The sequence below is a fragment of the Bacillus sp. PAMC28571 genome (assembly GCF_014250435.1).
In the GTDB taxonomy this organism is placed as follows: domain Bacteria; phylum Bacillota; class Bacilli; order Bacillales; family Bacillaceae; genus Bacillus; species Bacillus safensis.
This window is the reverse complement of record NZ_CP060191.1, coordinates 1,115,046-1,140,711: the sequence shown is the minus strand read 5'-3', so window position 1 is coordinate 1,140,711 and position 25,666 is coordinate 1,115,046. Positions and strand designations below refer to the sequence as shown.

At 40.9% G+C, this 25,666-nt stretch carries 23 protein-coding genes and 1 pseudogene; 6 read left to right on the top strand and 18 right to left on the bottom strand.

The features are described from left to right. Positions 1-78 precede the first annotated feature (78 nt). The gene (locus H7F25_RS05580) at positions 79-975 is read right to left on the bottom strand and encodes a DMT family transporter (RefSeq protein WP_024424711.1); all 897 of its coding nucleotides are present in this window, start codon (positions 973-975) and stop codon (positions 79-81) included. Positions 976-1,088: 113 nt separating this feature from the next. Here H7F25_RS05580 and H7F25_RS05575 point away from each other — a divergent pair, with 113 nt between their 5' ends. After that, positions 1,089-2,006: an AraC family transcriptional regulator gene (locus H7F25_RS05575; RefSeq protein WP_024424710.1), complete on the top strand. Its 918-nt coding sequence runs from the start codon at positions 1,089-1,091 to the stop codon at positions 2,004-2,006. 178 nt (positions 2,007-2,184) lie between these two features. Further along, complete coding sequence (locus H7F25_RS05570; RefSeq protein ID WP_008356877.1) at positions 2,185-2,646, top strand: YkyB family protein; 462 nt, start codon at positions 2,185-2,187, stop codon at positions 2,644-2,646. Positions 2,647-2,682: 36 nt separating this feature from the next. On the opposite strand, the gene H7F25_RS05565 is transcribed toward H7F25_RS05570, so the two are convergent. The 3 genes from H7F25_RS05565 to H7F25_RS05555 all read right to left on the bottom strand — a co-directional run bounded on the left by H7F25_RS05565 (position 2,683) and on the right by H7F25_RS05555 (position 5,640). Further along, positions 2,683-3,591, bottom strand: a complete 909-nt coding sequence (locus H7F25_RS05565) for a chemotaxis protein (RefSeq protein ID WP_024424709.1) — start codon at positions 3,589-3,591, stop codon at positions 2,683-2,685. A gap of 73 nt (positions 3,592-3,664) precedes the next feature. Continuing rightward, complete coding sequence (locus tag H7F25_RS05560) at positions 3,665-4,975, bottom strand: MFS transporter (RefSeq protein ID WP_034281575.1); 1,311 nt, start codon at positions 4,973-4,975, stop codon at positions 3,665-3,667. 125 nt (positions 4,976-5,100) lie between these two features. Then, positions 5,101-5,640, bottom strand: a complete 540-nt coding sequence (locus H7F25_RS05555) for an RDD family protein (protein ID WP_024424707.1) — start codon at positions 5,638-5,640, stop codon at positions 5,101-5,103. 301 nt (positions 5,641-5,941) lie between these two features. Here H7F25_RS05555 and H7F25_RS05550 point away from each other — a divergent pair, with 301 nt between their 5' ends. Then, positions 5,942-6,094, top strand: coding sequence for a hypothetical protein (locus tag H7F25_RS05550; RefSeq protein WP_162842519.1), 153 nt, complete (start codon positions 5,942-5,944; stop codon positions 6,092-6,094). A gap of 63 nt (positions 6,095-6,157) precedes the next feature. Here H7F25_RS05550 and H7F25_RS05545 read toward each other — a convergent pair whose 3' ends face one another. Then, positions 6,158-7,042 (bottom strand): cation diffusion facilitator family transporter, encoded by an 885-nt coding sequence (locus tag H7F25_RS05545; protein WP_024424706.1) that lies wholly within the window; start codon positions 7,040-7,042, stop codon positions 6,158-6,160. A 293-nt stretch (positions 7,043-7,335) separates the two neighbouring features. Here H7F25_RS05545 and H7F25_RS05540 point away from each other — a divergent pair, with 293 nt between their 5' ends. Further along, on the top strand, positions 7,336-8,505 hold the full coding sequence (locus tag H7F25_RS05540) for an aminotransferase A (protein ID WP_024426854.1): 1,170 nt from the start codon (positions 7,336-7,338) through the stop codon (positions 8,503-8,505). Between the two features lie 25 nt (positions 8,506-8,530). Here the strand turns inward: H7F25_RS05540 and H7F25_RS05535 are convergent, their stop codons facing one another. Together H7F25_RS05535 and H7F25_RS05530 are read right to left on the bottom strand one after the other, a co-directional pair. Further along, positions 8,531-10,360: a PAS domain-containing sensor histidine kinase gene (locus H7F25_RS05535; RefSeq protein ID WP_034623336.1), complete on the bottom strand. Its 1,830-nt coding sequence runs from the start codon at positions 10,358-10,360 to the stop codon at positions 8,531-8,533. A 156-nt stretch (positions 10,361-10,516) separates the two neighbouring features. Next, positions 10,517-12,643, bottom strand: coding sequence for a peptidoglycan D,D-transpeptidase FtsI family protein (locus tag H7F25_RS05530; RefSeq protein ID WP_185854366.1), 2,127 nt, complete (start codon positions 12,641-12,643; stop codon positions 10,517-10,519). 337 nt (positions 12,644-12,980) lie between these two features. Here H7F25_RS05530 and H7F25_RS05525 point away from each other — a divergent pair, with 337 nt between their 5' ends. Then, positions 12,981-13,781 carry a CAP domain-containing protein gene (locus H7F25_RS05525; protein ID WP_041108781.1) on the top strand — a complete coding sequence of 267 codons (801 nt, stop codon included), beginning with the start codon at positions 12,981-12,983 and terminating at the stop codon, positions 13,779-13,781. Between the two features lie 61 nt (positions 13,782-13,842). Here H7F25_RS05525 and H7F25_RS05520 read toward each other — a convergent pair whose 3' ends face one another. From H7F25_RS05520 to H7F25_RS05475, 11 genes and pseudogenes are all read right to left on the bottom strand, one after another. Continuing rightward, complete coding sequence (locus tag H7F25_RS05520) at positions 13,843-14,715, bottom strand: NAD(P)-dependent oxidoreductase (RefSeq protein WP_024426850.1); 873 nt, start codon at positions 14,713-14,715, stop codon at positions 13,843-13,845. Between the two features lie 13 nt (positions 14,716-14,728). Beyond that, on the bottom strand, positions 14,729-15,514 hold the full coding sequence (locus H7F25_RS05515; protein ID WP_024424700.1) for an SDR family oxidoreductase: 786 nt from the start codon (positions 15,512-15,514) through the stop codon (positions 14,729-14,731). A 73-nt stretch (positions 15,515-15,587) separates the two neighbouring features. Continuing rightward, complete coding sequence (locus H7F25_RS19510; protein ID WP_370880879.1) at positions 15,588-16,535, bottom strand: methyl-accepting chemotaxis protein; 948 nt, start codon at positions 16,533-16,535, stop codon at positions 15,588-15,590. A 42-nt stretch (positions 16,536-16,577) separates the two neighbouring features. Next, positions 16,578-17,399: pseudogene (locus H7F25_RS19505) on the bottom strand (cache and HAMP domain-containing protein); the annotation flags it as partial. A 263-nt stretch (positions 17,400-17,662) separates the two neighbouring features. After that, positions 17,663-18,691, bottom strand: coding sequence for a spore photoproduct lyase (gene splB, locus H7F25_RS05505; protein WP_024424698.1), 1,029 nt, complete (start codon positions 18,689-18,691; stop codon positions 17,663-17,665). Positions 18,692-18,773: 82 nt separating this feature from the next. Next, positions 18,774-19,016: a transcriptional regulator SplA domain-containing protein gene (locus H7F25_RS05500; protein WP_044331928.1), complete on the bottom strand. Its 243-nt coding sequence runs from the start codon at positions 19,014-19,016 to the stop codon at positions 18,774-18,776. A 100-nt stretch (positions 19,017-19,116) separates the two neighbouring features. After that, positions 19,117-20,835, bottom strand: a complete 1,719-nt coding sequence (ptsP, locus tag H7F25_RS05495; RefSeq protein ID WP_024426847.1) for a phosphoenolpyruvate--protein phosphotransferase — start codon at positions 20,833-20,835, stop codon at positions 19,117-19,119. Beyond that, positions 20,835-21,101 carry a phosphocarrier protein HPr gene (locus H7F25_RS05490; protein ID WP_003211078.1) on the bottom strand — a complete coding sequence of 89 codons (267 nt, stop codon included), beginning with the start codon at positions 21,099-21,101 and terminating at the stop codon, positions 20,835-20,837. The genes ptsP and H7F25_RS05490 overlap by 1 nt, the downstream gene beginning before the upstream one ends. 93 nt (positions 21,102-21,194) lie before the next feature. Continuing rightward, positions 21,195-23,294 (bottom strand): glucose-specific PTS transporter subunit IIBC, encoded by a 2,100-nt coding sequence (gene ptsG / locus H7F25_RS05485; protein WP_024426846.1) that lies wholly within the window; start codon positions 23,292-23,294, stop codon positions 21,195-21,197. A 202-nt stretch (positions 23,295-23,496) separates the two neighbouring features. Beyond that, positions 23,497-24,351 (bottom strand): glucose PTS transporter transcription antiterminator GlcT, encoded by an 855-nt coding sequence (glcT, locus tag H7F25_RS05480; protein WP_024424695.1) that lies wholly within the window; start codon positions 24,349-24,351, stop codon positions 23,497-23,499. A 55-nt stretch (positions 24,352-24,406) separates the two neighbouring features. After that, entirely contained in the window at positions 24,407-25,396 is a 990-nt protein-coding gene (locus H7F25_RS05475; protein WP_024424694.1) for a LacI family DNA-binding transcriptional regulator, read from the bottom strand. A 93-nt stretch (positions 25,397-25,489) separates the two neighbouring features. Here H7F25_RS05475 and H7F25_RS05470 point away from each other — a divergent pair, with 93 nt between their 5' ends. Then, positions 25,490-25,633 carry a hypothetical protein gene (locus H7F25_RS05470; protein ID WP_172643420.1) on the top strand — a complete coding sequence of 48 codons (144 nt, stop codon included), beginning with the start codon at positions 25,490-25,492 and terminating at the stop codon, positions 25,631-25,633. Positions 25,634-25,666 lie beyond the last annotated feature (33 nt).

Genomic DNA, 25,666 nt, shown 5'->3' with positions numbered 1-25,666 from the left:
ACTAATAGTTCACTTTATTTATATTTCATTCAGTCAACTCTTCTTATCGTTCCTTCTATTGTTCAACACCCATCCCTCTCATTTTTTCGGCTGATACAATGCCAAGAATAAAATCATATAGACAATACAAGCTGTCCCTATCCATTGGAAAAGTCCGAATGGCTCTTTTAACCAGAAAACTGTCGTAACGACTGCTGCAAGGGGCTCAACACTTCCAATTAAGCTCGACTCTTTTGGTGATAAGTATTGCAAACTTTCTATGTAAAACCAAAAAGCGATCATCGTTCCAAATATGACCACAAATAATAAATAGACATACGCTTCAAAAGGTAAATGAGTGAGATTAACCTTCCAAGGAGGATGGATCAAGCTAAGGGCGCCTCCTCCTATCAGCATCGCCCAGCCGACAACCACTAGAGAATCGAATTGTTTTAACAGTCTGATTGGATATAACGTATAAAACGAGAGCGCCACAGCCGATAATATTCCCCACATCACTGCCGCAAATGGAACGGTTAATGTTGAAATAGAACCATTCGTCAATAAGAAAAACATACCTGCTAAAGCCAATACCACTGTGACTAGATCTCTTCTAGTGAAGGTTGATTGCCTGCGAATGACCAAATACACGATAATCATAACAGGGGCTGTATACTGAAGCAGCGTTGCCACAGCAGCATTTCCATGTTGAATGGATGCCATATAAGTATATTGAACAGCCAGCATCCCCATTAGTCCAAATAGAAGGATTTGCATCGCTGTCCTCTTCTTTTGCCACACACCCATCAGATGTGTTTTTTCTTTTGTCATCACATGAACAAATAAAAGCAATCCCCCTGAGATGAGCAGCCGGACCGTCACAAGCCAATTGACATCAATCCCATATTGCTGAAACAATTTTTGTGAAATCGTTCCTCCTACACCCCAGCAGATGGCGCCTATGAGTACAAGTAAAATGCCCTTTCTCCTATTCATTTTCATTCTCCTCAATTCTTAACAAATCATGATAATATAGTTGATAGTAGTTCACTTTGTTACATATTGATATATTAATTGAACATAAAAATAAAAGAATATTGAGGAGAATTATGCACAACCATCATTTTCTGATTGACTGCAACCTGAAAGAATTAACGGAGCATTCCACGACAGCATGGCCTATTGCTCTTTATCATACGAAGATTCGTCATCATAGAAGCGGCTATATTCCTCTTCACTGGCATGACGAGTTTCAATTTGTCTTTATTTTAGAGGGTGAGGCTGAATTTCATATCAATGAAGAGACATTATATGTAAAGCAAGGAGATGGCATTTTCATCAATAGTGGCTGCCTGCACATGGCAAAAGATGCGAATGGGACGGCATGTACTTATGTTTGTTTAAATGTCTCTCCCTACTTCATCACAGCGAATGAATTATTCACCACTTTTGTCCATCCTTATATGCATGCGAGCCAGACAGCTTATATTTTACTCAACCAAAAAGATCACTGGCCTAAACATATTTATCAATGTATTCAAACCATTCAACAATTAATTGATGAAACTCCAGTCTATTATGAACTTGAACTCAATATTCAGCTCATCACCATTTGGAAAAGCTTATTACAAAATGGCTTCCAAATGAAACATGATGCGCGTAAACACGATAAAAACGAACGGATGAAACACATGCTGAAATGGATTCATCAGCATTATCATGAAAAGATCCTTCTCCAAGATATTGCTCGTGCAGGACAGCTTAGCCGCTCAGAATGCTGCAGATCCTTCAAAGACATTTTAAAGAAATCACCTATGCATTATGTAAATGAATATAGAATTCAGCAAAGCCTCATCCTGCTTCAAGAAACGGATTTCACTATCACAGAAATCGCTTACCAAGTAGGCTTCAACAGCACAAGCTATTTTATCAATTTGTTTAAAAGAATAAAAAATACGACACCTTTAGCATATAGAAAATTAAAACAGCTGGATCTTCTCCAAATAAAACAGGTAGAGGAAAACTGATGGCAGATAGCTTGTTTACTAAAAAGCAGAAGGTGTTTTAGACCTATCATGAATGGCAATTGTAAATACAAGCGATGAGAATCCCATCGCTTTTTACAATAACTCTATTTGCAATTTACTAATAAAAACGTATAATTTATACTAAGCACAGGAAGACGAAAGACAAAGGAGAGAAAAAATGGACGATTATGCTCATACTAAAGACATAGAACCTACAGCAGAAAACATCGCAAAAGCCATTTATACTGTTAACCGCCATGCTAAAACCGCACCAAACCCCAAGTTTCTTTATCTTTTGAAAAAACGCGCGCTGCAAAAACTATTGCAAGAAGGTAAAGGAAGAAAAGTGGGCCTACATTTCTCTAACAATCCCAAGTATAGTCAACAACAGTCCGACGTGCTGATTGAAATTGGAGATTATTATTTTCACCTGCCACCAACGAAAGAAGACTTCGAATTTTTGCCACACTTAGGAAATTTAAATCAATCATATCGCAATCCGAAAGCGAATATGTCATTAAACCGAGCAAAGCAAATACTTCAAACGTATGTCGGTTTAAAAGAAAAACCTGCCGCCACAAAACAAAAATCACATTACACAAAGCCCGTCTTCAAACGTCTCGGGGAAAGTTATTTTTAAACAGAAAAAACCACTCATACCGAGTGGTTTTTTCGTTTAGATAATAAAATGATCGACTTTTTCAATCAGCTGATGAATTTCTGGTTTACTGATTTGATCATCTGCCCCGATCGTTTCCCCTTTATGACGCAAATCTTCAGTGATTAACGAAGAGAAAATAAGAATCGGAATGGAATTTGTTAAAGGATTGTCCTTCAGCAGTTTTGTTAGCCGGTGGCCATCCATTTTAGGCATTTCAATATCCGTAATAATCATATCAATTTCTTCTGTGACACTGATTCCTTTGCTGACAAGGTCCATGACATGATCATATGCCTGTTTGCCATCTTCAAAGGTCACAATGTTTTTATAGCCTGCTTCGGTTAATTCATTTGTTAATAAACGCATGAGAAGCGGAGAATCTTCAACGACATACAGTTTCTTCCCTGTTCTTCTCTCGTCTTTCTCACCGTCAAACATATGATACGTATCAACACCAGAAGCGGATTCAATATCATAAATGATTTTTTCGTAATCTGGAAGGAAAATCATTTTTTCATCAAGCTTAATGATGCCCGTTAAATGACGGTCCATCCCTTGATTGAGTGCAGTCGGCTTCTCAATCTCTTCCCAGCTGACGCGGTGAATTTGTGATACCGTTCCTGTATGGAACACAAATTTCCGTTGGTTGAATTCAGTCACAATATATTTCTCTTGTTCTGACTGATCTGACTCGACATTAAAAAAGGAAAATAGATTGATGACTGGTAAAATCTCGCCTCGTAAACTAATCATCCCTTCTACATCTTGGTGAGAGTGCGGTACAACCGTCACCTCAACCGGCTGAATGATTTCTCTTACTTTCATGACGTTAATGCCGAATTGATTTGCACCAATTTCAAACTTCACAATTTCCAATTCATTGGTACCAGAGTCAAGTAAAATTTCTTGTTTGTTTAAAGCCACGGAAATCCCTCTATTCTTCAATATAAGATTGTACTTTTTATATCGGCAGCATAGGTAAAAAGTTGACGTTTCTTTACGCTTTCTCTCGAACGAATTGATGAATCACAAGTCCTATCGCTGCAAGGATGAGCAAAGACCCTAGTGCAAGGCGGCTTGCGAGATTTCCGTGCTCTGCAAACAGCAGGGTAACTGAGCCATAAATGATCGGCCCGATAATGGAAGACACCTTCCCTGAGAATGCAAAGAGGCCAAAAAACTGTCCTCGCTTTTCCTTCGGTGTCAGTTCAATAATCAAGATTCGTGATGCCCCCCAGCTTGCGCCAAGTGAAATCCCGAATAAACTGCCCGCTATCCAGAAGACCCATTCGGTTGCCGCTGTCACAGCCAGAATGAGCGCCACAATTAAAATGACATACACGACTGTAATCGATCGCTTTGCCCCTATCGCTTTTGTGATATATCCAAACAGAAAGGAGCCAATGATACTTGAAATGGTCGACACAAGATAGAGCAAAATAAATTGCCCAGCGGTAAAGCCAATGATGATTTTGGCATAAACAGCCATCATCGCAATCGCTGTTTGTAAAGCATCATTCATAAAAAAGAAAGCAATCATAAAGATAAAAGCTGGCTTGTACTTTTTCATCTCTTTAAACGTGTGAATAATCTCTTTATACCCGCTGAAAAAAGACGCCTTTTTCTCTCGCTGAGGCAGCGGATGAGGATCTTTTACAAAAAAGAGAAAGGGTAGAAAAAAGAGAAGGAATAAAAGAGCTGTCGGAATAAATGCTTCATGAAACTGGTCATTGCCGACAAGTAAATAAACAGAGAGACCGACAAGTGTTCCTAAATAGCCAACGGCGATACCAAATCCTGAAATAAGCGGGATTTCTTCCTTTGTCCCAAGATCAGGCAAAATGGTGTCATAGAAAACAAGACTAGAATGATAAAAAAACTTTGCGATCACAAACAAGGTGACCACGACTAATAAAGAAACAGGCAGCCCAAACCATTCACTTGAGAAATCAATCCCAGCAAAAATCCCCATCAACAACGTACAAGCAATACATATGAACGTAAACACCGTAATGTAGCGTTTCTTTTTCCCTGTACGATCAATCAGCACTCCGTATAAAGGTGTAAAAATGACGAGAAAAAAGCTGGCTAGTGCGTTTGCATAAGAAATAAAGGTGCTGGCGATCTGGTCCATTCTCGCACTGTCCCCGATCGTTTCCTGCAAGTAAAATGGGAAGAAAATGGTGATCATATTTGATGAAAAGATCGTATTTGCAAAATCATACAACGCCCAGGCCAGCACAGGTGCTGTCAAAAACAGCCCAAAGCCTGCCCCTTTTTTCTGTGCGGTCTTTTTTCCTGTTCTCAATCGATTGTCTCCCTTCCCTGCCTCATTTTTCACTATCATTCTATTTTATGTGCTGTTTCCCTCTTCCATACGATCGATCTATGAAAAAAAGCACCTCTTACCATATAGCAGAGGTGCTTTTTTCATTATTTCTTCACAACAATGGTACTTGCAATCAAATCGTGAAGTGCTTGTTTTTTTTCTGTGAAGAAAGCAATGATATAGCCAATATATAAGATCGGAGACAAAAAGCCTTTTGCAAAGAAGCGGCCAGTTGCACGTCCGAATGTGACCTTTTCGCCTGTGACTTTTGTTACTTTGATGCCGAGAGCCATCTTTCCAAGTGTTCCTTGCAATTTTGATGATTCCATGATGGCGTAATAAAGCCATGTCACCACGGTACCCATCAAGATTGCCCCTATATAGAAAAAGATCAGTCCCATAATAGCTTCCCACTCCTCATCCGTTATGACGGTTGAAGAATAGTAATAACTGTCGTCATCCATCATCATTGCTGCCTCTGGGCTTGAGATAAAAAAGACTGACGCCAAAATAAACATGATAAATGCAATTGGTACGCCGATAATGATACCGTCCAAAAGGTGTGCAAGAAAACGATAGCCTACACCTGCTAGCTCAGGATGCTTCTTTTCTTGAATGTGTGGTTCTGTTATGTTGGTTTCCATCCTATTTCTCCTTTATTATGTATGTTTTCTATAAATTTCTTATAATCATTCGTTATTATATCCTATGAATATAGCAAGATCAATGGAGCTTTACACTTTTACATACATTTTAGATCAGTTTGATCTAAGCGATTTATGTGAATAAATACTGAAAATTTGTGAAAAACATGGCACTTCTAGTTCTTTTACCTCCTGATTTTTTAACATTTTGTGATATTTTCGTCTTGTTTCCATTCTTCTGTTGACAATGATTCTTCAAATGGTACAATAGTCAAGGATTTTTTAAAGAAAGGTGTTCATGATGGGAACTGTCGTATTATTAAAGAACAACGAAATGACTGTAATTGAAGATATTTGCGAGGCTGATTTTTTAGATATGAAGCATGGTTTGTCAAATGATGACACAGCTTATATCTCTTGGTATGAAGACTACGATACTGCTTATGGATATTGATTTCATTTCATAGATGAAGCGTAAAAAAGGCGATACAACCTGAGAATAGGTTGATCGCCTTTTTTACGTTTGTGCGCTTCTTTCACTTTCAGGTTCCACATGAATAAAGATTTGTGCATGCGGAAATTCCAGCTGAATCTTCTCTTCAATTCGATCACATAATTGGTGAACATCTTCAATCGTTGTCTTTCCATCTACAATCAAATGAAAATCAATATATTCCTCGGCACCAGACCGCCTTGTTCGAAAGTCATGATATTCAATAAATTCTTGACTAAATCCTTGAATGATCGCTTCGATTGATTGTTCTTCCTCTGGTGTTAACCGAGCATCAACAAGCGGCGGGAAGGCTTCCTTCATGAGTTTAAACGCTTCACGCATAATAAAGAGGGCCAGAACCATTCCAATGATCGGATCTAGGAAATACCAGTCGGTTAATGCCACAAGCAATAAACTAAATGCCACCCCTAATGACGTAAACACATCCGTTAAAAGATGCAGTGCATTTGATTTCATGGCAACTGAATGTACTCGCTCAGCCTCTTTGTTCACAACCCTCGATACAACAAAATTGATGAGCGCGCCTAGCAGCATGACCACAATGCCAAGCACAGGCAGCTTGACTGGCTCTGGATGCATTAATTTGTGAACACATTCGTATATAATCCAAATGCCAGCAACGAAAATCAGCAGTGTCTCAATCGTTCCAGAAATATTTTCGACTTTTCCATGTCCATAAGGATGTTTAGAATCTGCTGGCTTTCTTGAAATACGAACAGAAATAAATGCAATAAACGATGCCATTAAATCGAGAAACGAATGAATGGCTTCTGATAAAACCGCGACAGATCCGGTTAATAGACCCACAATGATTTTTAAGATGACAACAAATGTGTTGCTCAGCACGGATAGAAACGCGATTTTCGATGTCTTCGCTGATTGTTCCATCTATCGTCCTCCTTTAGGAGATCGTATGTCTATGAAAGCAATTCCCATGACCCTGATTCTCACGTTCTTTCAGTTTACGCAGTTTTGCCGTTTTCTAATCATCTTCATCACAGCCTGTATTTTCTCTTGAGGTTACGCTATAATAAATGTTGCTCTTTCTTTAATATATCACTCATGCGGTGATGGATAGGAGAATAGACTACATATAACGATATCCAGTGCCTTTCGCAGGTGACATTTATGCAGTGAATGGTAAAATAGGATAAAAACATAAATTTTTAAGGTGATGAGAAATGGAGCATTTGCTGAATCCAAGAGTAAAGGATATTGAAATTTCAGGCATTCGAACATTTTCAAATCTCGTATCGTCATATGAAGATGTCGTTTCATTGACGATAGGCCAGCCCGATTTTTATACGCCGCATCATGTCAAAACAGCTGCCAAAGCAGCCATTGACGAGAATTTCACCTCATACACTCACAATGCTGGTTTCCTAGAGCTAAGACAAGCGATCCAGCATTATATCAAGAAGAAAGTGAATCTTGATTATGATGCAGAGTCAGAAATCATTGTGACGACAGGTGCAAGTCAAGCAATTGATGCTGCGTTTCGAACCATTTTAACAGAAGGCGATGAGGTCATTTTACCTGGACCTGTATACCCCGGATATGAACCGATCATTCGAATGTGCGGTGCCATGCCCGTACATATTGACACAACGAATGCCGGCTTTAAATTGAATGCCAAGCTGATTGAGGATGCGCTAACGGAAAAGACAAAGTGTGTGGTTCTTCCTTACCCTTCAAACCCGACTGGTGTCACGCTTTCAGAAGAAGAATTGAAAGAAATTGCCCAGCTCCTTGAAGGAAAAGACATCTTTATTTTATCCGATGAAATCTACAGCGAGCTGACATTTGACCGGCCGCATCATTCAATTGCCTCTTTCTTAAAAGAACAGACCATTGTCATCAATGGACTGTCTAAATCTCATAGCATGACTGGATGGAGAATTGGATTTTTATTTGCTTCAGCTCCAATTGCTAAACATGTATTAAAAGTACATCAATATAACGTGTCTTGTGCCTCGGCTGTCTCACAAAAGGCGGCACTTGAAGCTGTGACAAATGGTGTGGATGATGCACTGATCATGAGAGAGCAATATAAGAAAAGACTCGATTATGTATATGATCGGCTCATTTCTATGGGGCTTCCGGTGATTAAACCTTCTGGCGCTTTTTATATTTTTCCATCCATTGAATCGTTTGGGATGAGTTCCTTTGATTTTTGCATGGAGCTGTTAGAAAGTACAAGACTTGCGGTCGTACCAGGCTCTGCTTTCTCTCCACTCGGCGAAGGGTATGTGCGCCTGTCTTACGCTTATTCACTTGAAACGCTGAAAGAAGGACTTGACCGGCTAGAACAATTTGTACTCGAAAAACGTTCTATTCATTCGCTAGATTGAAACAACGGCTCTCTTGCCGTTGTTTTTATTTTGCAGGAAACATGATGTGAAATACGGTGCCCTTTTCAGGCTGACTATCCACACGGATCGTCCCGTTATGATTTTCTAAAATATTAAATGTGACCATGAGGCCAAGTCCGGTTCCTTTTTCCTTTGTGGTTAAAAAGGGCTCTCCAATCCGCTTCATCACCGATTCAGGAATGCCGATCCCTTCATCACGAATCGTGACAAGTATTCCATCACCTTCTGCTTTGGCTGTGATGTCTACCTTTCCTCCGTCCGGCATGGATTCTACGGCATTTTTGATTAAATTGATAAACACTTGCTTGAGCTGATTTTGATCCCCGTTCATCAGGAGACCCTCCTCTATCTCACTTGTGTTCATTAAAATGCCATTTAAGTTCGCTTGTGTTTCTAACAAGGCTGTGACTTCGCTGATGATTTTTTTCAAATCAAGCGTCTGCATTGAGGACGTTTGCTGCGGTTTCGCCAGCATTAGCAGCTCACTCAAGATAATTTCTATTCGGCTCAGCTCAGAGAAAACAATCTCGAAGTATTGATCGCGATCTTTTGTTTTCGGTTTAATGAGCTGTAAAAAGCCTTTGATGGCGGTCAATGGGTTTCTGATTTCATGTGCAATGCCAGCCGCCAATTGGCCTGCAATCGATAATTTTTCAGAGCGGAGCATGAGCTCTTCTGTCTGCTTACGTTCGGAGATATCTCTTAAAATAATTTGAACCGCTGTTTCTCCAAAAAATGTAGTTGGGATACAGACCATTTCTGTATAAATCAGCTTATGTTTAAACGTATGACAGCTCATTGTGACAATCTCAGAATCTGATGCTCTTTCAATAATACGTGATAAACTCTTTTTGACCTTTTGCTGATCACAGGAATGAATTTGATGAAAGATATCCTTTCCTATTAATTTATCGTAATGCTCGGCTTCAAATAATTTAATGCCAGATTCATTCATAAACACCCACTTGTGATCATGGATGACCGCAATCGTATCAATGGAGTTTTGAATGAGCAGCTGATACCTCTCCCGGCTTTTTTGAAGAACGGTTTGAAATTTTTTACGGGATGAGATGTCCACGAGCAGTAAAAGCTCTGCCCGCTGATTTTGATAAATCGTCGGTGATGACTTTACCTCAATATGAATACTGCTCCCATCTTGACGCTTCCATATCTGTTCAATCATTCCGACTGGAAGTCCTTGCTGCAGCCTTGTTATTCGGCTTCTGACAATGTCATGGTACTCTTCAGCAATAAAATCAAACGCGGACTTGCCGATCATGTCATCTCTTGCACTTACCCCCATTAATTGCAGCATTGCATCATTCGCATACACAATTTTCCCTAAAGTCGTAATACATAACGGATTTGGCAGCATGGCAATCAATTGTTCAGCTTCACCGACATTTTGGAAAGCCGGCAGACTGCCTAACGACTGTTCTGCTACGTTTGATGTTGTTTGAAATGCTGCTTTTTGGGGCTCAGTATCCAGCACCCTCATTTTCAGGATCATTTCTCTACTTACTTCGTTGTCTAACCCATCACAAGCAACAAAATCAATGCTTGCTTCGATCCATACAGCTGTCAGATCACTTCTTAGCAGTCTAAAGTGGCAAACCTCTAGCATGTGCTGATTGTAAAAATAACTTTCGACGAGAAATTGATCTTCGGTATGAACAAAGTCTTTCAAAAAACACCCTAGTAAATCCTTTTGTTCATAGAGCAAAAGCTGCTTACAGTTGGAAGAAATGTAGAGAAAGCGGCCATTAGAAGAAAGAACGGCATGTAAATCGATGTTCGAATACAATTGATTCGAATCTTTCATTTGTTGTTCCATCGTCGTCCGACCCTCCTTTTCATTTTTTAGGGTTGTCCTTAGATTGATGTATAAAAAAGATTCGCTAGAAAACCCGTATTTTCCTTCTGTCATCGAGGGAAACGTCCATATTTTCAGCAAAAAGGGAGCACTTTCTGCTGCTGTGCTCCCTGCGGTTTATTGTTTTTCATATTTCTTTTGTAATTCAACGTACTTATCCACAATTTTACTCGGGATGTTTTTAATAACAGGATCCTTATCTGAGACATAAGGTGTCACGACACTAAACGCCACCTTTGGATTAGAAGAAGGATAATATCCTCCAAAGGTTAAGTTGTACGTTGAATTTCCCCACCAGCTGCGGTTGGCACCATAGTAGAACGTTTGCGCTGTACCTGTTTTTCCCGCGACATCATGCTGACCAAACCGGCCAGCGGCAGTTCCGCCTGTTGATGTGACCATTTTCAGTCCCGTTTTTACGCGGTCAATATCTGCTTTCGAGTTGTTAATCGTATTCAGCACCTTCGGCTCATATTTTTTTACGACTGGGCCTACTTCATCCTTCTTCGTTGGAAGATGAACACTTTTCACTACTCTTGGCTGAATACGGCTTCCTCCATTGGCGATCGTTGACATGTATTGTGCCACTTGAAGCGGTGTATACGTGTCATACTGACCAATTGCTTCATCAAGCAAGAGTCCGCCGACCGTCTTAGGATGCGTCTGCATCCCGCTTGATTCCTGCGGCAGATCGATCCCCGTTTTCACGCCAAGACCGAATTGCGCATAGTAGTTTCTCATTTTTTGTAAGTGCTCAGGCCTTGCAGGTAACGGTCCATCCTTTTGATAGGTGATGCCCGCCATTCTCATCGCTACTTGGAACATGTAGACGTTGGAACTTTTTTGGAGTGCTTGAATGTCGTTAACCCATCCAAGAACTTTGTAAGACTGTTTCGGCTTTCCATTACTCCCTGCAAAATAGAGCGGTGTATCCATATAGGCTTGGTTGTGTGACATCCCGTCCTGATAACCGCCAAGTACTGTGGCTCCTTTGACAACAGAGCCCATTTCGTACTGGGTCGTAAATGTTCCGATCGCATAATCTGTGACGTCTCTGCCGTCCATTTTCTTGCCTGACATGGCGAGAACATCCCCTGTGTGAGGGTCCATCATGACGACAAAGGCACGATCCATCATATAGTTTCTCGCGCTGGCGGATCTAAGCTCTGATTCAACGATTTTGTCGACTTCCTTTTGCAGCTCCATATCAAATGTCAGCGCAAGATCAAGTCCTCTTCGTCCTTCTGTCCGCTTGATTTCATCGAGCAGCTTCCCGCCAACCTGTGTATATTGAACGGTCGCTTTCTCTGGGTTTAGAAAATCCTCGTATTGATATTCTAAATAGCTCTTCCCTACCCGGTCATTTCGCGAGTAGCCTCTTGCCATATAGTAATCTTCACGCTCTTTAATGATTCCTTGCTCTGGTGTAGTCACACCGCCAAGTACATTATAAAGGGTCTTTTCATACGGATATTTTCTTGTCCAGTCGTTGATGACGTTCACACCAGGCAGTTCATCAAGATGCTCTGAGACAAGTGAAATTTCTTCATATGTCAGGCTTACGGATGAAGTTTGTTTTGATTCTTTCGTTTCATCGAGTAAAGCCACTTTTTCGTTCCCTTTTTTCTCTTCGTTTGGGTTCATTGCCTTCACGATTTGGGGCTCAAAGGCATATCCGCCTGTAAATCTACGGTAGATCGCTGCAACAGCTTTTTCCTCTGCATCCTTTTCGATCGCTTTGACTTCTTTCTTTGGGACACGCTCTACTTGAAGCGGATAGACATCCTTTGCATCGATATCTTTTTTCTCCGCTTTTGAAATGAGTTTATCCGCTTCTTTCGGATGGCTCGCCAGCCAAAAATCTCGAATGTCACGCTCTCTCAAAAAATCAGTATCCATTTTTATATAAGTCGCAAGTTTTCTTGCTACCTTAATCTTATCCTCCGCTTTCACACCGCTTTCTGATGTATAAACGATGGCAGGTACACTTTCGTTATCAACGACGACTCTTCCTCTCGCGTCATACATTTTTCCTCTTGGAGACGGGTATGATGCTGTTTTGACCTCTGTTCGGTTGGCTTGCTTTTTATAATCTTCACCATTGACGATTTGCAGCACACCAAGCTTGATCACAAGTCCAGCAAATAAACTAAATACAGCGAAGAAAAAGAGATTAATTCTCCAGGCGTTCCGGCGCTTGATTTTTTTTTGCTCGGCAGCACCTTGATGCTGTTTCTCTCCCACTTATGTAGCTCCTCTCATCCTTTTCAATCTTTTACAATTACCACTCATTATTGTAACACTTTTGTAATAGTTGTTACAGCGAAACGAGTGAAAAAAAGCTGTCAATCCCTAATCTGCAAAAAAATATACTAACACTTTAAAATAATGGTATGTTTATGTCGTTTTCTTTAAATGGAAGAATTCCCCATCCTTTGATATGAAGCGGCTCTTACGATGACTTTAACAAAAATGACAAACTTGCATTGTCAATGGAGGATGCTGGTACGTTTATAACAAAAAGTCCATGTTATGATTTTTTGTGAGAAAACAAAACAAAGATTTTAGGAGGAGTTACAATATGAAGAAGAAATCATTCTTTTTTTCAGCGCTGACAGCTGCTGCACTCATCACATTCACTGGAGGACATTCAGCTGATGCGAAGGAGCTTAACCTGAAACAAGTAATAAATGTACAGCATCAAGCTATTGATCTTCATACACTAGCAGCAAAATTACATATCTCTTCAGATGTAAACAAGCTAAGCAAGTCGAATCAAAAAGAGATCGAAGCTCTATTAAACAAACTGATCAAAAGCGGTCAACCTGTTACAGGAACAAAAGTAGTAAAAGAAGTAAACAAAGCAAAACAAGAACAAAAACAAGAATCAGTGAAAAAACCAACTGCTTCTAAACCAAGCACTCCAGCAAAAGAAAATACAAACAACAACAGCAACACAAAAGCTGACCAAAAAGACACAACGGCATCAAAAGCAGACAGCAGCTTAAATGCATTTGAAAAAGAAGTGGTTGAGCTTACAAATAAAGAGCGTGCAAAACAAGGCTTAAAGGCCCTTTCTGTTGATTCTAAATTAAGCAAATCTGCTCGCGCAAAATCTCAAGATATGAAAGATAAAAACTATTTCTCTCATACAAGCCCAACTTATGGATCTCCATTTGATCAAATGAAGCAATTCGGTATCACTTACAAATCAGCAGGTGAAAACATTGCCCAAGGTCAAAAATCTCCTCAAGAAGTTGTGACAGCATGGATGAACAGTGAAGGCCACAGAGCGAACATTTTAAACAAAAGCTACACACATATCGGTGTTGGTTATGTGAAATCTGGCAACTACTGGACGCAGCAATTCATCGGAAAATAATATCAAGAAAACCTGTCCCTATTTGGGACAGGTTTTTAGTTTGTTTTGAGGATGCTGCAAACTATTTGACCCATAATTTATAGATGCTCTGGGTCCCGCTGTTTTCTTCGCCCTGTTCGCTCAGCTTTTCATAAAGGGACTTCGCAAGTGAGAGCCCTGGCATTTCTTCCCCCATCAGCTCTGCTTCTTCAAGTGCAATGCCCATATCTTTGATAAAATGCTTCACATAAAACCCTGGCTCGAAATCGCCTTTCAGCATTCTTGGTGCAAGGTTTGACAAAGACCAGCTGCCGGCTGCACCTGTTGTGATGCTTTTGAGCACCTGCTCTGGATCAAGCCCTGATTTTTCGGCATAGGCCATTGCCTCTGCGACACCGACCATTCCTGCTGCAATGGCAATTTGGTTACACATTTTTGTATGCTGACCGCTTCCTGCCGGTCCTTGATATTGAATGTTTTCACCCATTTGCTCAAATAGCGGCAGACAGGCTTCATAGGCTGACCTTTCTCCGCCGATCATAATGGCCAGCGTGCCATTTTTGGCTCCTATGTCTCCGCCTGACACAGGTGCATCTAATGTAAATATACCTCTTTCCTTCGCTTTCAACTCAATTTCTTTTGCAAGCTGAGGCTTCGATGTCGTCATATCAATGAGATATGTACCTGGCGCGGCATGTGCCACAAGCCCATCTTCACCTAAATAGATCTCTTCTACATCAGATGGATATCCCACCATTGTAATGACGGCATCTGCACTTTCTGCAATCTCCTTTACTGCCGGCTTCCATGATGCGCCTTTTTGAATCAATGCATCTGCTTTTGCTTTCGTTCTTGTATAAACGATCACTTCATAGCCTGCATCCATTAAATGTCCTGCCATACTGCGACCCATTACACCGATTCCTATAAAACCAACTGTTTTGATTTGTGCCATCACTTGTTCCTCCTTAAAGAGACTTTGTCAATCCACCATCAATGATCAGTGTTTGACCTGTCATATATGTATTGGCTTCTGATAAAAGAAACACTGCATATGCTGCAAATTCCTCTGGCTGGCCGTAACGGCCAAGCGGGATCGCTCGTTCAGCCTGTGCTTTGATTTCTTCAACCGTCCGATTCTCTCTTTGTGCGCGATGCTTCTCCAGCTGTTTCACACGGTCTGTTTCAATTTTTCCCGGTGCTAACGTATTGATCAAAATACCATCCTTTGCAAACTCCAGAGCGGCTGTTTTTGTCCATCCGGCTATGGCCGGTCTAAATGTATTCGACAGCATCAAGCCCGGGATCGGTTCTTTCACTGACATTGACGCAATATTTAACACACGTGCGCCGCGTTTTTTCAAATAAGGCAATGCCTCTTTTAATAATCGAATATAGCTGAGTAAATGAAGCTGAAATGATTCGATCCAATCTTCATCTGTTAAGGTGTCGAGCGTTCCTGTTTTAGGCCCGCCTGTATTGTTCACAAGAATGTCTAGACACTTCTCATCACCAGCCGCCGCTTGAACAAGCGCCTTGATTTGCCCGGCGTCAGATACATCACATACTTGATAAGTCAGCTGTCCTTTGACAAGCGGAGACAGCTCATTGACTGTTTCCTTCAGCTTTTGTTCATGTCTTCCCGAGAGCATCACATCTGCTCCCTCTTTTGCTAGAGCAAAGGCAATCGCTTTTCCGATACCTTGACTGCTTGCAGCTACCAATGCTTTTTTTCCAGTTAGATTGACATCCATGTCAACACCTCCCCTAGTTTATTTTATCATACAAAAAGAACCTTGCTCACATCGCAAGGTTCCTTTCCGCTCATTACACCTTAAATCGATCAACCGCCTGACGCAGTGCCTGGCTTGATTCGTTCAGCATTTCAGTTGAGGTTTTCGTTCTTTCTAACACTTGAACTTGTTCATCTGTAGACGCATGCACTTCCTCAGCTGAGGCAGCAGATTCTTCTGAAATGGCAGCAATACTTTGAATGGAGTCACTCATCTTCTGCTGTTCTTCTGTCATTTCATTAATCTGTGTATGAATGCTGTCGATTGAACCGACAAGTGCCTGCATTTCCATTGTGATACTGCTGAGTGCCTCACCGGTTGCATTGATGGCGGCACCTTGTTCCTCATTCATTTTACTTGCTGTTGTCATCGCTTCAGCCGCCTTCTTCGACTCATCTTGAATGAGTTTGACGGTTTCACTAATGTGTTTTGTTGACTGCGCAGATTGTTCAGCAAGCTTTCTCACTTCTTCTGCAACTACAGCAAATCCTCGTCCACTTTCTCCTGCTCTCGCTGCTTCAATGCTTGCATTCAGTGCAAGTAAATTCGTTTGATCCGAGATTTCAGAGATGGCGGTCACGACATTTTCAATATTTTTCGTTTTATGCTCAAGGTCTAGCAGCATTTGCTCAACCTTTTTCGATTCTTCACTCGCTTGTGTTGATTTTTGGACGAGCAAACCAAGTGCGTCAAGCCCTTTATAGCTTGCATCTTCAGATGATTTTGAGTTGGTTTGCATTTGTGAAGCGAGCTCACCCATATGGCGCACTTTCTCATACAAATACTCTGATTTTTCATTAATCGTTTCTGCATCTGACGCCTGCTTAGTCGCTCCTGTTGCCACCTCTTGAATGGCCGTTGCAATCTGTTCGCTAGACAGCAAAGTCTCATTTGAAATGTGGGTCACTTCATCCGCTGATTTCACAACTTGATCTGAAGCCCCTTTCACTTTTTCAATTAACTCCCTGACATCCTCGGTCATTTGATTAATGCTTTTCGTGAGGGAACCAATTTCATCTTGGGATTTCACTGCAAGCGTACTTGTTAAATCGCCTTCTGACACCTTACGCACATGCTCTATTAGACGCTTGATTGGCGTTGTAATGCTTCTTGCCAATAAGAAGCTGAGGATTATCGCAAGAATAATGGCAATGACGGATATAATGATACTTGTCTGATTCATTTGTTCTGTGATCCAAAGCAGTTTACTTTTCTCAAAGCTGACACCAACCGTCCAATCGGCTTCTTTGATTTTAGATAGGACCGTCAGTTCTTTGCTGTCATCAACACCTGAGTTGTCAAGCGCTTTTTTCACAGAAGGGACCTTTGATATGTTTTTTCCTTGCTCTGTTGGATGCGCCAAAAGGGTGCCTGTGCCATCAACTAAGAAAGCGGTCCCCTTATAAGGAATCTCTTGTTCATTTATATACGTTTGAATAGAGGACAGCTTCAAATCAAGTCCAGCGACCCCAATGACCTTTCCATTTTTGACAATCGCCTTCGTGGCTGAGACAATCACTTTTTTCGTTGCTTCATCGACATATGGATCTGTCCAAACGACCTGATCAGGCTTTTCAGCTGCTTGTTTAAACCAGCCTTGTTTCGATGGATCATATCCTTCCCCAAGATCGAACTCCGGAAAGCCGAACATTTTTCCGTCACTTGTTCCAATATAGGCAAACGAAATGAGCTTATCCTGTTCCTGCATGTTTTTTAGTTCATCGTTTTCAAAAGCCAATGTTTGCTTGGTTTGTTTTCGCGCAAATTCTTCAGTCATTGTACTTGTTGCGAGTTTATTAATTGTATTGCCGTAATTATCAAGCTTTTCCGTAATAATGTCTCTCATACTTTCTGCCGTTGCTGCTGCGGTGGTTTTTGCATCTCGTTCAATCAGTGGTCTTAACACTAAGTTGGAACCCACTTGAACAGCCACGACAGTTAAAATTAAAATAACTGAGATGAAAACAGCTATTCTCACTTGAAGTTTCTTAAACATCTCATCACCCCTACATCTACTTTCACACCTTAATTTATATATCGGCAAAATGATACCGCATTCAATAGTTGTAAGAAAATTTAAATAGAAAAAACAAGCCTTATTGGCTTGTTTTAAGTAAAATATTCAATTTTTGCAGAAGGAAAGTACTGATCTATATATGACTCTAAAGTCTTTCTTAGTTCTTGTTCCTCATCTTTTTGATAGATATATTTTCCTATTCCATATCTTCCCCACTTGTACCTTCTTTTTTCTTCATCCAACTCTAATTTTGATTTTGGGTAGTTTTTTTGAATCACACGCTTTGCTGGTTTTGTAAAGCGATGCTGAATCATCTCAAAGGTGATATCGTCTCTCACATCTTCAGGAAGAGCTGCATCAAGCTTTTCAAAAAGAACTTTATATCCTTCCTGCCAGCCTTCATGGATGTAGATTGGAGCAACAATAAAGCCTAGAGGATAGCCTGCCTTTGCGACCTTTACAGCCGCTTCAATCCGCTGATCTAGCGGTGATGTGCCGGGCTCAAAATATTTAATGACATAATCGGCATTGATACTAAAACGGAATCTTGTCCGGCCATTATGCTTTGCGTCTAACAGATGATCAACATGATGGAACTTCGTGACAAAGCGAAGCTTTCCTAAGTCTGTCTGCCCAAAGTATTCAATCGCTCGTTTGAGTGTATGTGTCAAATGGTCAATTCCTACGATGTCTGAAGTACATGATGCTTCAAATCTCGTGATATCCGGCGCCCGCTCGTTCATGTATTGCTCTGCCTGATCTAATATTTCTTCTACATTGACGTAAGTTCGAATGTACGGCTTACTTCCCATTGTTGTTTGCAAATAGCAATAATGACAATGTCCCATACATCCTGTTGCAAATGGGATCGCATACTCTGCAGATGGTTTAGACGAGTCAAACTTCAATGTCTTCCTCACACCAATAACAAGCGTTGACTTCGCATTACGATACTTTTGCAAGTCATTTTTTCCCGGAATATTTCTGACCTGGTTATGTGAAGTCGTTTCTCTTATTTCGATTCCCATACCCTCAAACTTTTCCTTCAGCTCTCGTCCTAACGGGTACTCTAACGCCCGGGGTTCAATGTAAACAAGCTGGGGAACGAAAGGTTTGATCATATTAAGCACATCCTTACCTTTAAGGTTTTCATACCGTTACTTTAACCGCACAGGATGGCTTTTATCCTTTCTAAAATCTCCCTTATTCAAACAAGTCTTGATAAAGAGCTTCTGCTTCTTCATATGTTGGAAACACAGCATCATCAGGTGCTAGTGGATGATACGTTTCAAGTAAAAAGAGGGCAAGCTCTTCTTCGTTGTATGGATGTGAAACAATTTCTGCTTCTTTAATTTGTGCTACGTTTGCAGCATGTGGATTTCGATAAATCACATATACTTGATCACCCGGTTTGTAGTCTGAGAAAGGCAATCTGGTCACCTCCATTTTTTAATTATAGGGTGCCCTTCTCACTGCCCAATATGACTCAATATGATAAAATTCGACAAAAAAACCAGACAGTTTCACCTGTCTGGTTTTCATTCACTTAGTTCTGTTGAAACGTCTTCTTGACGAAATCAACCACTTCTTCTGTTGTGCTAAGTGATAAAATATGCTCTTTAAATGATGCAGCTTCTTCTTTAGAAAGCTTGCTTAGCTGCGTTCTAGCTGGAAGAATGGATGTTGCACTCATTGAGAATTCATCTAATCCTAATCCAAGTAGAAGCGGGATTGCGATTTCATCTCCTGCCATCTCACCGCACATACCGACCCATTTACCCTCTTTATGCGCTGCTTCGATCACAAGCGTAATAAGACGTAAAATCGCTGGGTTGTAAGGCTGATAAAGGTAAGACACTCGTTCGTTCATTCGATCAGCAGCCATTGTGTATTGAATCAAATCATTCGTTCCAATACTGAAGAAATCTACTTCTTTTGCAAATTGGTCTGCGATGACAGCTGTTGATGGAATTTCTACCATCATTCCAATTTCAATGGAATCAGAAACGTCTGTACCAGCGGCAACCAATGCTTCTTTTTCTTCAAGTAAAATGGCTTTTGCTTCTCTAAATTCTGATAACGTCGCGATCATAGGGAACATGATTTTCAAGTTTCCATATGTACTTGCACGAAGTAAGGCGCGTAGTTGTGTTCTGAAAATCTCCTGCTCTTCCAGGCAAAGGCGAATGGCTCTATAGCCAAGGAACGGGTTCATTTCTTTTGGAAGCTGCAAGTAAGGAAGTTCTTTATCGCCACCAATATCTAGTGTGCGGACAACCACTGCTTTCCCTTCCATCTTCTCTAAAACTGTTTTATAGGCATCAAACTGCTCTTCTTCTGTAGGAAGCTGGTCTCTGCCCATGTATAAAAATTCAGTACGGTACAATCCGACTGCTTCGCCGCCATTTTCAAGTACACCTTTTACATCTTCAGGTGTTCCGATATTTGCAGCTAGCTCTACGTGAACGCCGTCTTTTGTAACCGTTGGCTGGTCAACAAGTTTCGCCCATTCCGCTTTTTGAGCTAAGTAGTCTTCATGCTTTTTTTGATACGCTTTCACTTCATCTTCAGAAGGCTGAATGATGACGTCGCCGCTAATACCATCCACAATGATCAGATCATCGTTTTTCACCGTTTTTGTTGCTTCTTTTGTCCCAACAACTGCTGGAATCTCCATAGATCTTGCCATGATCGCTGAGTGAGAAGTACGACCGCCGATATCTGTTGCAAAGCCTTTGACAAATTGTCTGTTCAGCTGAGCAGTATCAGAAGGTGTTAAATCTTCAGCAATGATGATGACTTCTTCAGAAATCATGCTTGGGTTTGGAATGTCAACGCCTAGCAAATGGCCAGTCACACGTTTCGTTACGTCGCGAATATCCGCTGCACGTTCCTTCATGTATTCATTGTCCATTGCTTCGAACATTGTGACAAACATTGTCGCTGTTTCTTTTAAAGCAAACTCAGCATTTACTTTATCAGATTTGATTTTATCCTTTACTGGGTTTAGCAGTTCAGGATCACTTAACACAAGAAGGTGGGCAGAAAAGATATCTGCTTTGTCTTGGCCAAGCTCTTTTAGCGCATGCTCTTTAATTGCTTCAAGTTCTTGTTTAGAAACATGAATTGCTTCTTCAAAACGCTTCACTTCTGTCTCTGGATCATTGATGTCTTTTTGGTGAACTGTTAAATCTGGTTCTTCCAGACGATACGCTTTTGCAATCGCAACGCCTGCTGAAGCACCGATTCCTTTCAGTTGTTGCATTACTCGCCTAGGCCTTCACTTTTCATTGTGTCTTTAAGCGCAGCAAGTGCATCATTTTCATCAGAACCAGAAGCAGAGATTGTGATTGTAGCACCTTTCGCAATTCCTAGAGACATTACACCCATAATAGATTTCAGGTTCACTGTTTTACCATTATATTCTAAGTTGATATCAGCATCATATTTACTAGCAGTTTGTACAAGAACTGTTGCAGGACGTGCGTGAATTCCAGAATCTGCAGTTACTTTGAATGTTTGTTGAGCCATTTTTATCAATCTCCTTTTTATACAATTAATACATCCACAATATTATATCATACTGCCGAGCTTGTCATCTAACAAGAACGGCAGTTATGAAAATTATTTTGAAATTTTCATGATGTTTTCTTGTCCAGCTTTGATTTCACCGGATGCTTGAAGGTCAATAAATTGTCCTTCACTTAAGTTGGTAAATACAATTGGAGTCATCAAAGATGGTACTTCAGACTTAATTTTATCAATATCAACCTCTAAAAGTTTTTGACCGATTTCTACTTGATCTCCCTCTTGTACAAATGCTTCAAACCCTTCTCCTTTGAGGCCGACCGTATCAATTCCGAAGTGGATCAAAATTTCAAGTCCACCATCAGACTGCAGGCCAATGGCGTGTTTCGTCGGGAACACATTTAAGATCTTCCCTCTTACCGGTGAAACAACCGTTCCATCTGTTGGCAAGATGGCGAAACCGTCACCCATCATTTTCCCTGAGAATACTTGATCTGGTACATCTGTAATTGGATGAAGCTCCCCTGTAATTGGTGAAGCAAAAATTTCTTCCCCTTGCTCATTTTGAAGCGGTTTTGCAATAACTTCTTCGACCTGCTGGCTGACTTCTTCTTTTGCAGAAGGGTCTTTCGCTGGACGAGGCGTGCGGCCTGCAATGATGTCCTGCATTTGTGTTTTTAAGTTATCAGAGCGCGGGCCGAAAATGGCCTGGATGTTGTTCCCTACTTCGAGAACACCAGAAGCGCCAAGCTTTTTCAAACGGTCTTTATCCACTTTCTTCTGATCATTCACAGTGACACGTAAACGCGTGATACAAGCATCCAGGTGCTTAATGTTTTCTTGATCACCCATTGCTTCAAGGATTTCATAAGGCAAGTCATTACCTTTTTCAGACTTCGCCTCACTCGCTCCGTCTGCTGCTTCATCCTCGCGGCCAGGTGTTTTCAGATTAAATTTGCGAATAGCGAATCTAAATCCGAAGTAGTAAATGACAGCAAGTACAAGACCTACTGGAATGACGAGCCACCAAGCGGTTCTATTTGGCAGGATACCAAATAGGAAGAAGTCGATTAACCCTCCTGAGAAGGTCATCCCGATTTTCACGTTTAGAATATCCATTATCATAAAGGATAATCCAGCGAATACACAGTGAATCGCAAATAATACTGGTGCAACAAACAAGAATGAGAATTCAAGCGGTTCAGTGATCCCTGTAAGGAAAGAAGTAAGGGCCGCTGATCCCATAATTCCTGCTACTAGCTTTTTATTCTTTGGTTTTGCTTCATGGTAAATCGCAAGTGCTGCTGCTGGAAGACCGAACATCATGAACGGATATTTCCCTGTCATGAATGTACCAGCTGTCAGCTGTACACCATCTTTGATTTGCGCCATGAAAATACGCTGGTCACCACGGACAAGCTCTCCTGATAAGCTCTTGTAACTAAAGAACTCATACCAGAATGGTGAGTAGAAAATGTGGTGCAGACCAAACGGAATTAATGATCGTTCAATGACACCGAATACAAAGGCAGCCAGCGGCTCATTCGCTGCGAGCAGTCCTGTTGAAAATGAGTTCAGTGCACCTTGGATTGGCGGCCAAATGACTAGCATCAATAGCCCTAAAATAAGTGCTGAAATAGAAGTAACGATTGGAACAAAACGCTTACCAGCAAAGAAGCCAAGATATTGCGGGAGCTCAATTTTGTAAAATTTATTATACATATAAGCTGCTAATACCCCGACGATAATCCCGCCAAAAACGCCGGTAGACAAGGTCGGTATGCCGAGCATATTAATATATGCTGGATGACTTTCCTTGAAGAACTTAGCCAGTTTGAGTGAATCAGATGGAATGGATCCGTTAGCCATTAATACGGCACTCATCGTGACGTTCATGACAAGGTAACCGATGATAGCGGCAATCCCTGCCACTCCGTCTCCATTGGCAAGACCGATGGCAACCCCTACGGCAAATAATAGCGGAAGATTCGAGAAGACGATGTTCCCCGCATTCTCCATGACACTTGCAACAAGCTGAATTGTATCATTGCTTAAAAATTGAGCTACATCAATCAGCTGCGGATTTTGCATCGCATTCCCAAGTGCCAGTAAAATACCAGCAGCAGGAAGGATCGCAACTGGAAGCATGAGTGCTCGTCCAATTTTTTGCAACACACCAAAAAGTGATTTAAACACTGGTTGAACCTCCTTTTGTTTTCGCTTACAACATACATTTGGGATGCTCCCTGACGTACATTTCATAATTAACCGTTTACATTTCACTTTCAAACGCAAAAAAAGGCATGGTGATATAAGGTTGCGCAAATAACAGGATCTTATCCTGTATTTACCTTAAGTCACTCATGCCTGATCGAATCAGTTACACGTTTCAAGGAAACTATGAAATTTTATTTGTCAATCTGTACAGATGAAGTGTCAGGTAGACTGCCTCAGCATCCTGTACAGGCTTTTTCAATGCATGCTGCAAAATTTTGATCATTTTCCAAGCAGTATTGTAGCATAAAGGATATTCATTTTTCAATAGATGAAGCAATTTTTCTGGCTCCTCTAATGATTCTCCCCGTTTAATACGCTCAATTGAAAACGTAATATGGCGTAATAAGCGTAAATAATGAATACTTTCTCTGTCTACTTTCATATGAAATGAATCTTCAATGACTTGGACCATTTGTGTAATGAGCTGCGAATGACGGTTCACTTCAGATAATGGCCGATTCGTCAAAGCTGAATGGATATGGAGCGCTATAAAGCCAATTTCTCCTTCTGGCAGCTTCGTTTCGACATCTGGCCGCTCGTTAATCAGTTCAACGACTTCCTTTGCAACCTCGTATTCTTTCGGGTAAAGCGATTGCGTCTCAAGCATAAAAGGGTTCGTGATATCATAGCCTTGCTGCACCCGCTTAAAACTAAACGCAATATGGTCGGTCAGTGCAACATGTATATGCTCATTCAATCGTTGTCCCATTTTTTCTCGTATATGATAAATGACGTCATTGGCAAGCTCGATCATGTTCTCATCAATATGATGAAGCAGTTGTTTATATTCTGTTTGTTCCTTCGTGTTTTTTAACACAAACATTTTTTCAAACACGTCTTGATCGAGAAGATCCCCCGATTTTTTACCGAAGCCGATCCCTTTCCCAATCAGAACCACTTCGCCCAAAGAAGGGTGTCTTGCGATGATGACATTATTATTTAACGCTTTATCAACGGTGAAGGATTCCATGAACATCCCCACCTCCTTCTTATTCAATCCCTCTTATCGTACAAAACAGATGAAACGTGCGTCAACGATTGTTTTTCAAAACGGTTGTTGTTCGCTCAATCAGGCGAAATGGCAGCATTCTTTTTTCTGATTTCTCTCCCTTTAATGCCCGATCGAACAAGTCAAACGCTTCCTGTCCCATTTGTTTGAGGGGAATATGAATGCTGGAAATCCCCAAAGCCTCACTCAATTGGTTATTTTGAAAGCTGAGTATGGCTGGTGATTCTCCTACTTTTATGTCATGACGCTGCGCCTCTAATAAAAAGCCGGCAGAGACTTCGTCATTTGTAATGAATAAAGCTGTAGGACGATTTTTCATTTCCTGCCATTCTGCAAATAATTGCTTCCCATCAAGCAGAGATAACTTCCCTTCGATGATCCAATCCTCATCAATGGTCTGCCCGAGCGATTGCATCATGTCTTGATAAGCCTGAAGTCGCGACTCGCTATTCGCTCCTTCTGTTCTGGCGAGAACGATCGCAATTCGTTGATGGCCGCATGCCGCCAAATGATGCAGCCCTTCCTTAAATGCTTGATCATGCGCAATCGACACGGTTGAGCATTGATCGTGCGGCACAGGATGACAAAATATAATCGGCCCTGATTCCTGCCATTTTAAAATGTGACCATCACTTAACGCATTTGAACAAAATATTAAACCATCTACACGGCGCTCTTTTAAACTCATTAACGCTTCTTTTTCTTTTAATGGGTCATATCCTGTTTGAAATAAAGCAAAATGCATGCCGCGCGCCTGTGCTTTTTCTGCAATACCTGTGACGAGAGCGCTGAAATAAGAGTGTTCAATGTTTGGAAGGACAATGCCAAGCATATTCGAATAGCCCTTCGCTAAATGGACCGCCTGGATGTTTCTCGTATACTTGAGCTCTTTCATCGCTTGTAGAACACGTTCCCTTTTTTCTTCTTTAACATAAGGATGCTCATTCAACACACGTGATACGGTTGTCACAGATACGCCCGCTCTTTTCGCAATCTCCCTTATGTTTGCCATTTTTTCTCCTACTTTCTCTTGATATGGTAAGCGTTTCATACTTTAAGATGTATGTGAGCTGAACAAATCACTGGATGGAAAGGGGAATTCAAGATGGGTTTCATCATATGGATTATATTATGTATGACTGTTTTGTTTTCTGCTCGTTTTGCATTACATCCTTTAGGAAAAGAACATAAAATCAAATCGTTTCAATCAATTGATGATTTTTTTGTTGATAAGGATCGAGAAGAGTGATAAAAAATCACGATGACACTTCCAATACCTGGA

Excerpts from the sequence above, each read along its gene's own strand:
- H7F25_RS05545 (WP_024424706.1), bottom strand. The coding sequence starts at position 7,042 with ATGGAACAATCAGCGAAGACATCGAAAATCGCGTTTCTATCCGTGCTG.
- H7F25_RS05570 (WP_008356877.1), top strand. The coding sequence starts at position 2,185 with ATGGACGATTATGCTCATACTAAAGACATAGAACCTACAGCAGAAAAC.
- glcT (WP_024424695.1), bottom strand. The coding sequence starts at position 24,351 with ATGTTCATGGAATCCTTCACCGTTGATAAAGCGTTAAATAATAATGTC.
- H7F25_RS05550 (WP_162842519.1), top strand. The coding sequence starts at position 5,942 with ATGGGAACTGTCGTATTATTAAAGAACAACGAAATGACTGTAATTGAA.
- H7F25_RS05575 (WP_024424710.1), top strand. The coding sequence starts at position 1,089 with ATGCACAACCATCATTTTCTGATTGACTGCAACCTGAAAGAATTAACG.
- H7F25_RS19510 (WP_370880879.1), bottom strand. The coding sequence starts at position 16,535 with ATGACCGAGGATGTCAGGGAGTTAATTGAAAAAGTGAAAGGGGCTTCA.
- H7F25_RS05555 (WP_024424707.1), bottom strand. The coding sequence starts at position 5,640 with ATGGAAACCAACATAACAGAACCACACATTCAAGAAAAGAAGCATCCT.
- H7F25_RS05490 (WP_003211078.1), bottom strand. The coding sequence starts at position 21,101 with ATGGCTCAACAAACATTCAAAGTAACTGCAGATTCTGGAATTCACGCA.
- H7F25_RS05515 (WP_024424700.1), bottom strand. The coding sequence starts at position 15,514 with ATGGATGTCAATCTAACTGGAAAAAAAGCATTGGTAGCTGCAAGCAGT.
- H7F25_RS05540 (WP_024426854.1), top strand. The coding sequence starts at position 7,336 with ATGGAGCATTTGCTGAATCCAAGAGTAAAGGATATTGAAATTTCAGGC.
- H7F25_RS05500 (WP_044331928.1), bottom strand. The coding sequence starts at position 19,016 with ATGGAGGTGACCAGATTGCCTTTCTCAGACTACAAACCGGGTGATCAA.
- H7F25_RS05475 (WP_024424694.1), bottom strand. The coding sequence starts at position 25,396 with ATGGCAAACATAAGGGAGATTGCGAAAAGAGCGGGCGTATCTGTGACA.
- splB (WP_024424698.1), bottom strand. The coding sequence starts at position 18,691 with ATGATCAAACCTTTCGTTCCCCAGCTTGTTTACATTGAACCCCGGGCG.
- H7F25_RS05525 (WP_041108781.1), top strand. The coding sequence starts at position 12,981 with ATGAAGAAGAAATCATTCTTTTTTTCAGCGCTGACAGCTGCTGCACTC.
- H7F25_RS05580 (WP_024424711.1), bottom strand. The coding sequence starts at position 975 with ATGAATAGGAGAAAGGGCATTTTACTTGTACTCATAGGCGCCATCTGC.
- ptsP (WP_024426847.1), bottom strand. The coding sequence starts at position 20,835 with ATGCAACAACTGAAAGGAATCGGTGCTTCAGCAGGCGTTGCGATTGCA.
- H7F25_RS05520 (WP_024426850.1), bottom strand. The coding sequence starts at position 14,715 with ATGGCACAAATCAAAACAGTTGGTTTTATAGGAATCGGTGTAATGGGT.
- H7F25_RS05535 (WP_034623336.1), bottom strand. The coding sequence starts at position 10,360 with ATGGAACAACAAATGAAAGATTCGAATCAATTGTATTCGAACATCGAT.
- H7F25_RS05470 (WP_172643420.1), top strand. The coding sequence starts at position 25,490 with ATGGGTTTCATCATATGGATTATATTATGTATGACTGTTTTGTTTTCT.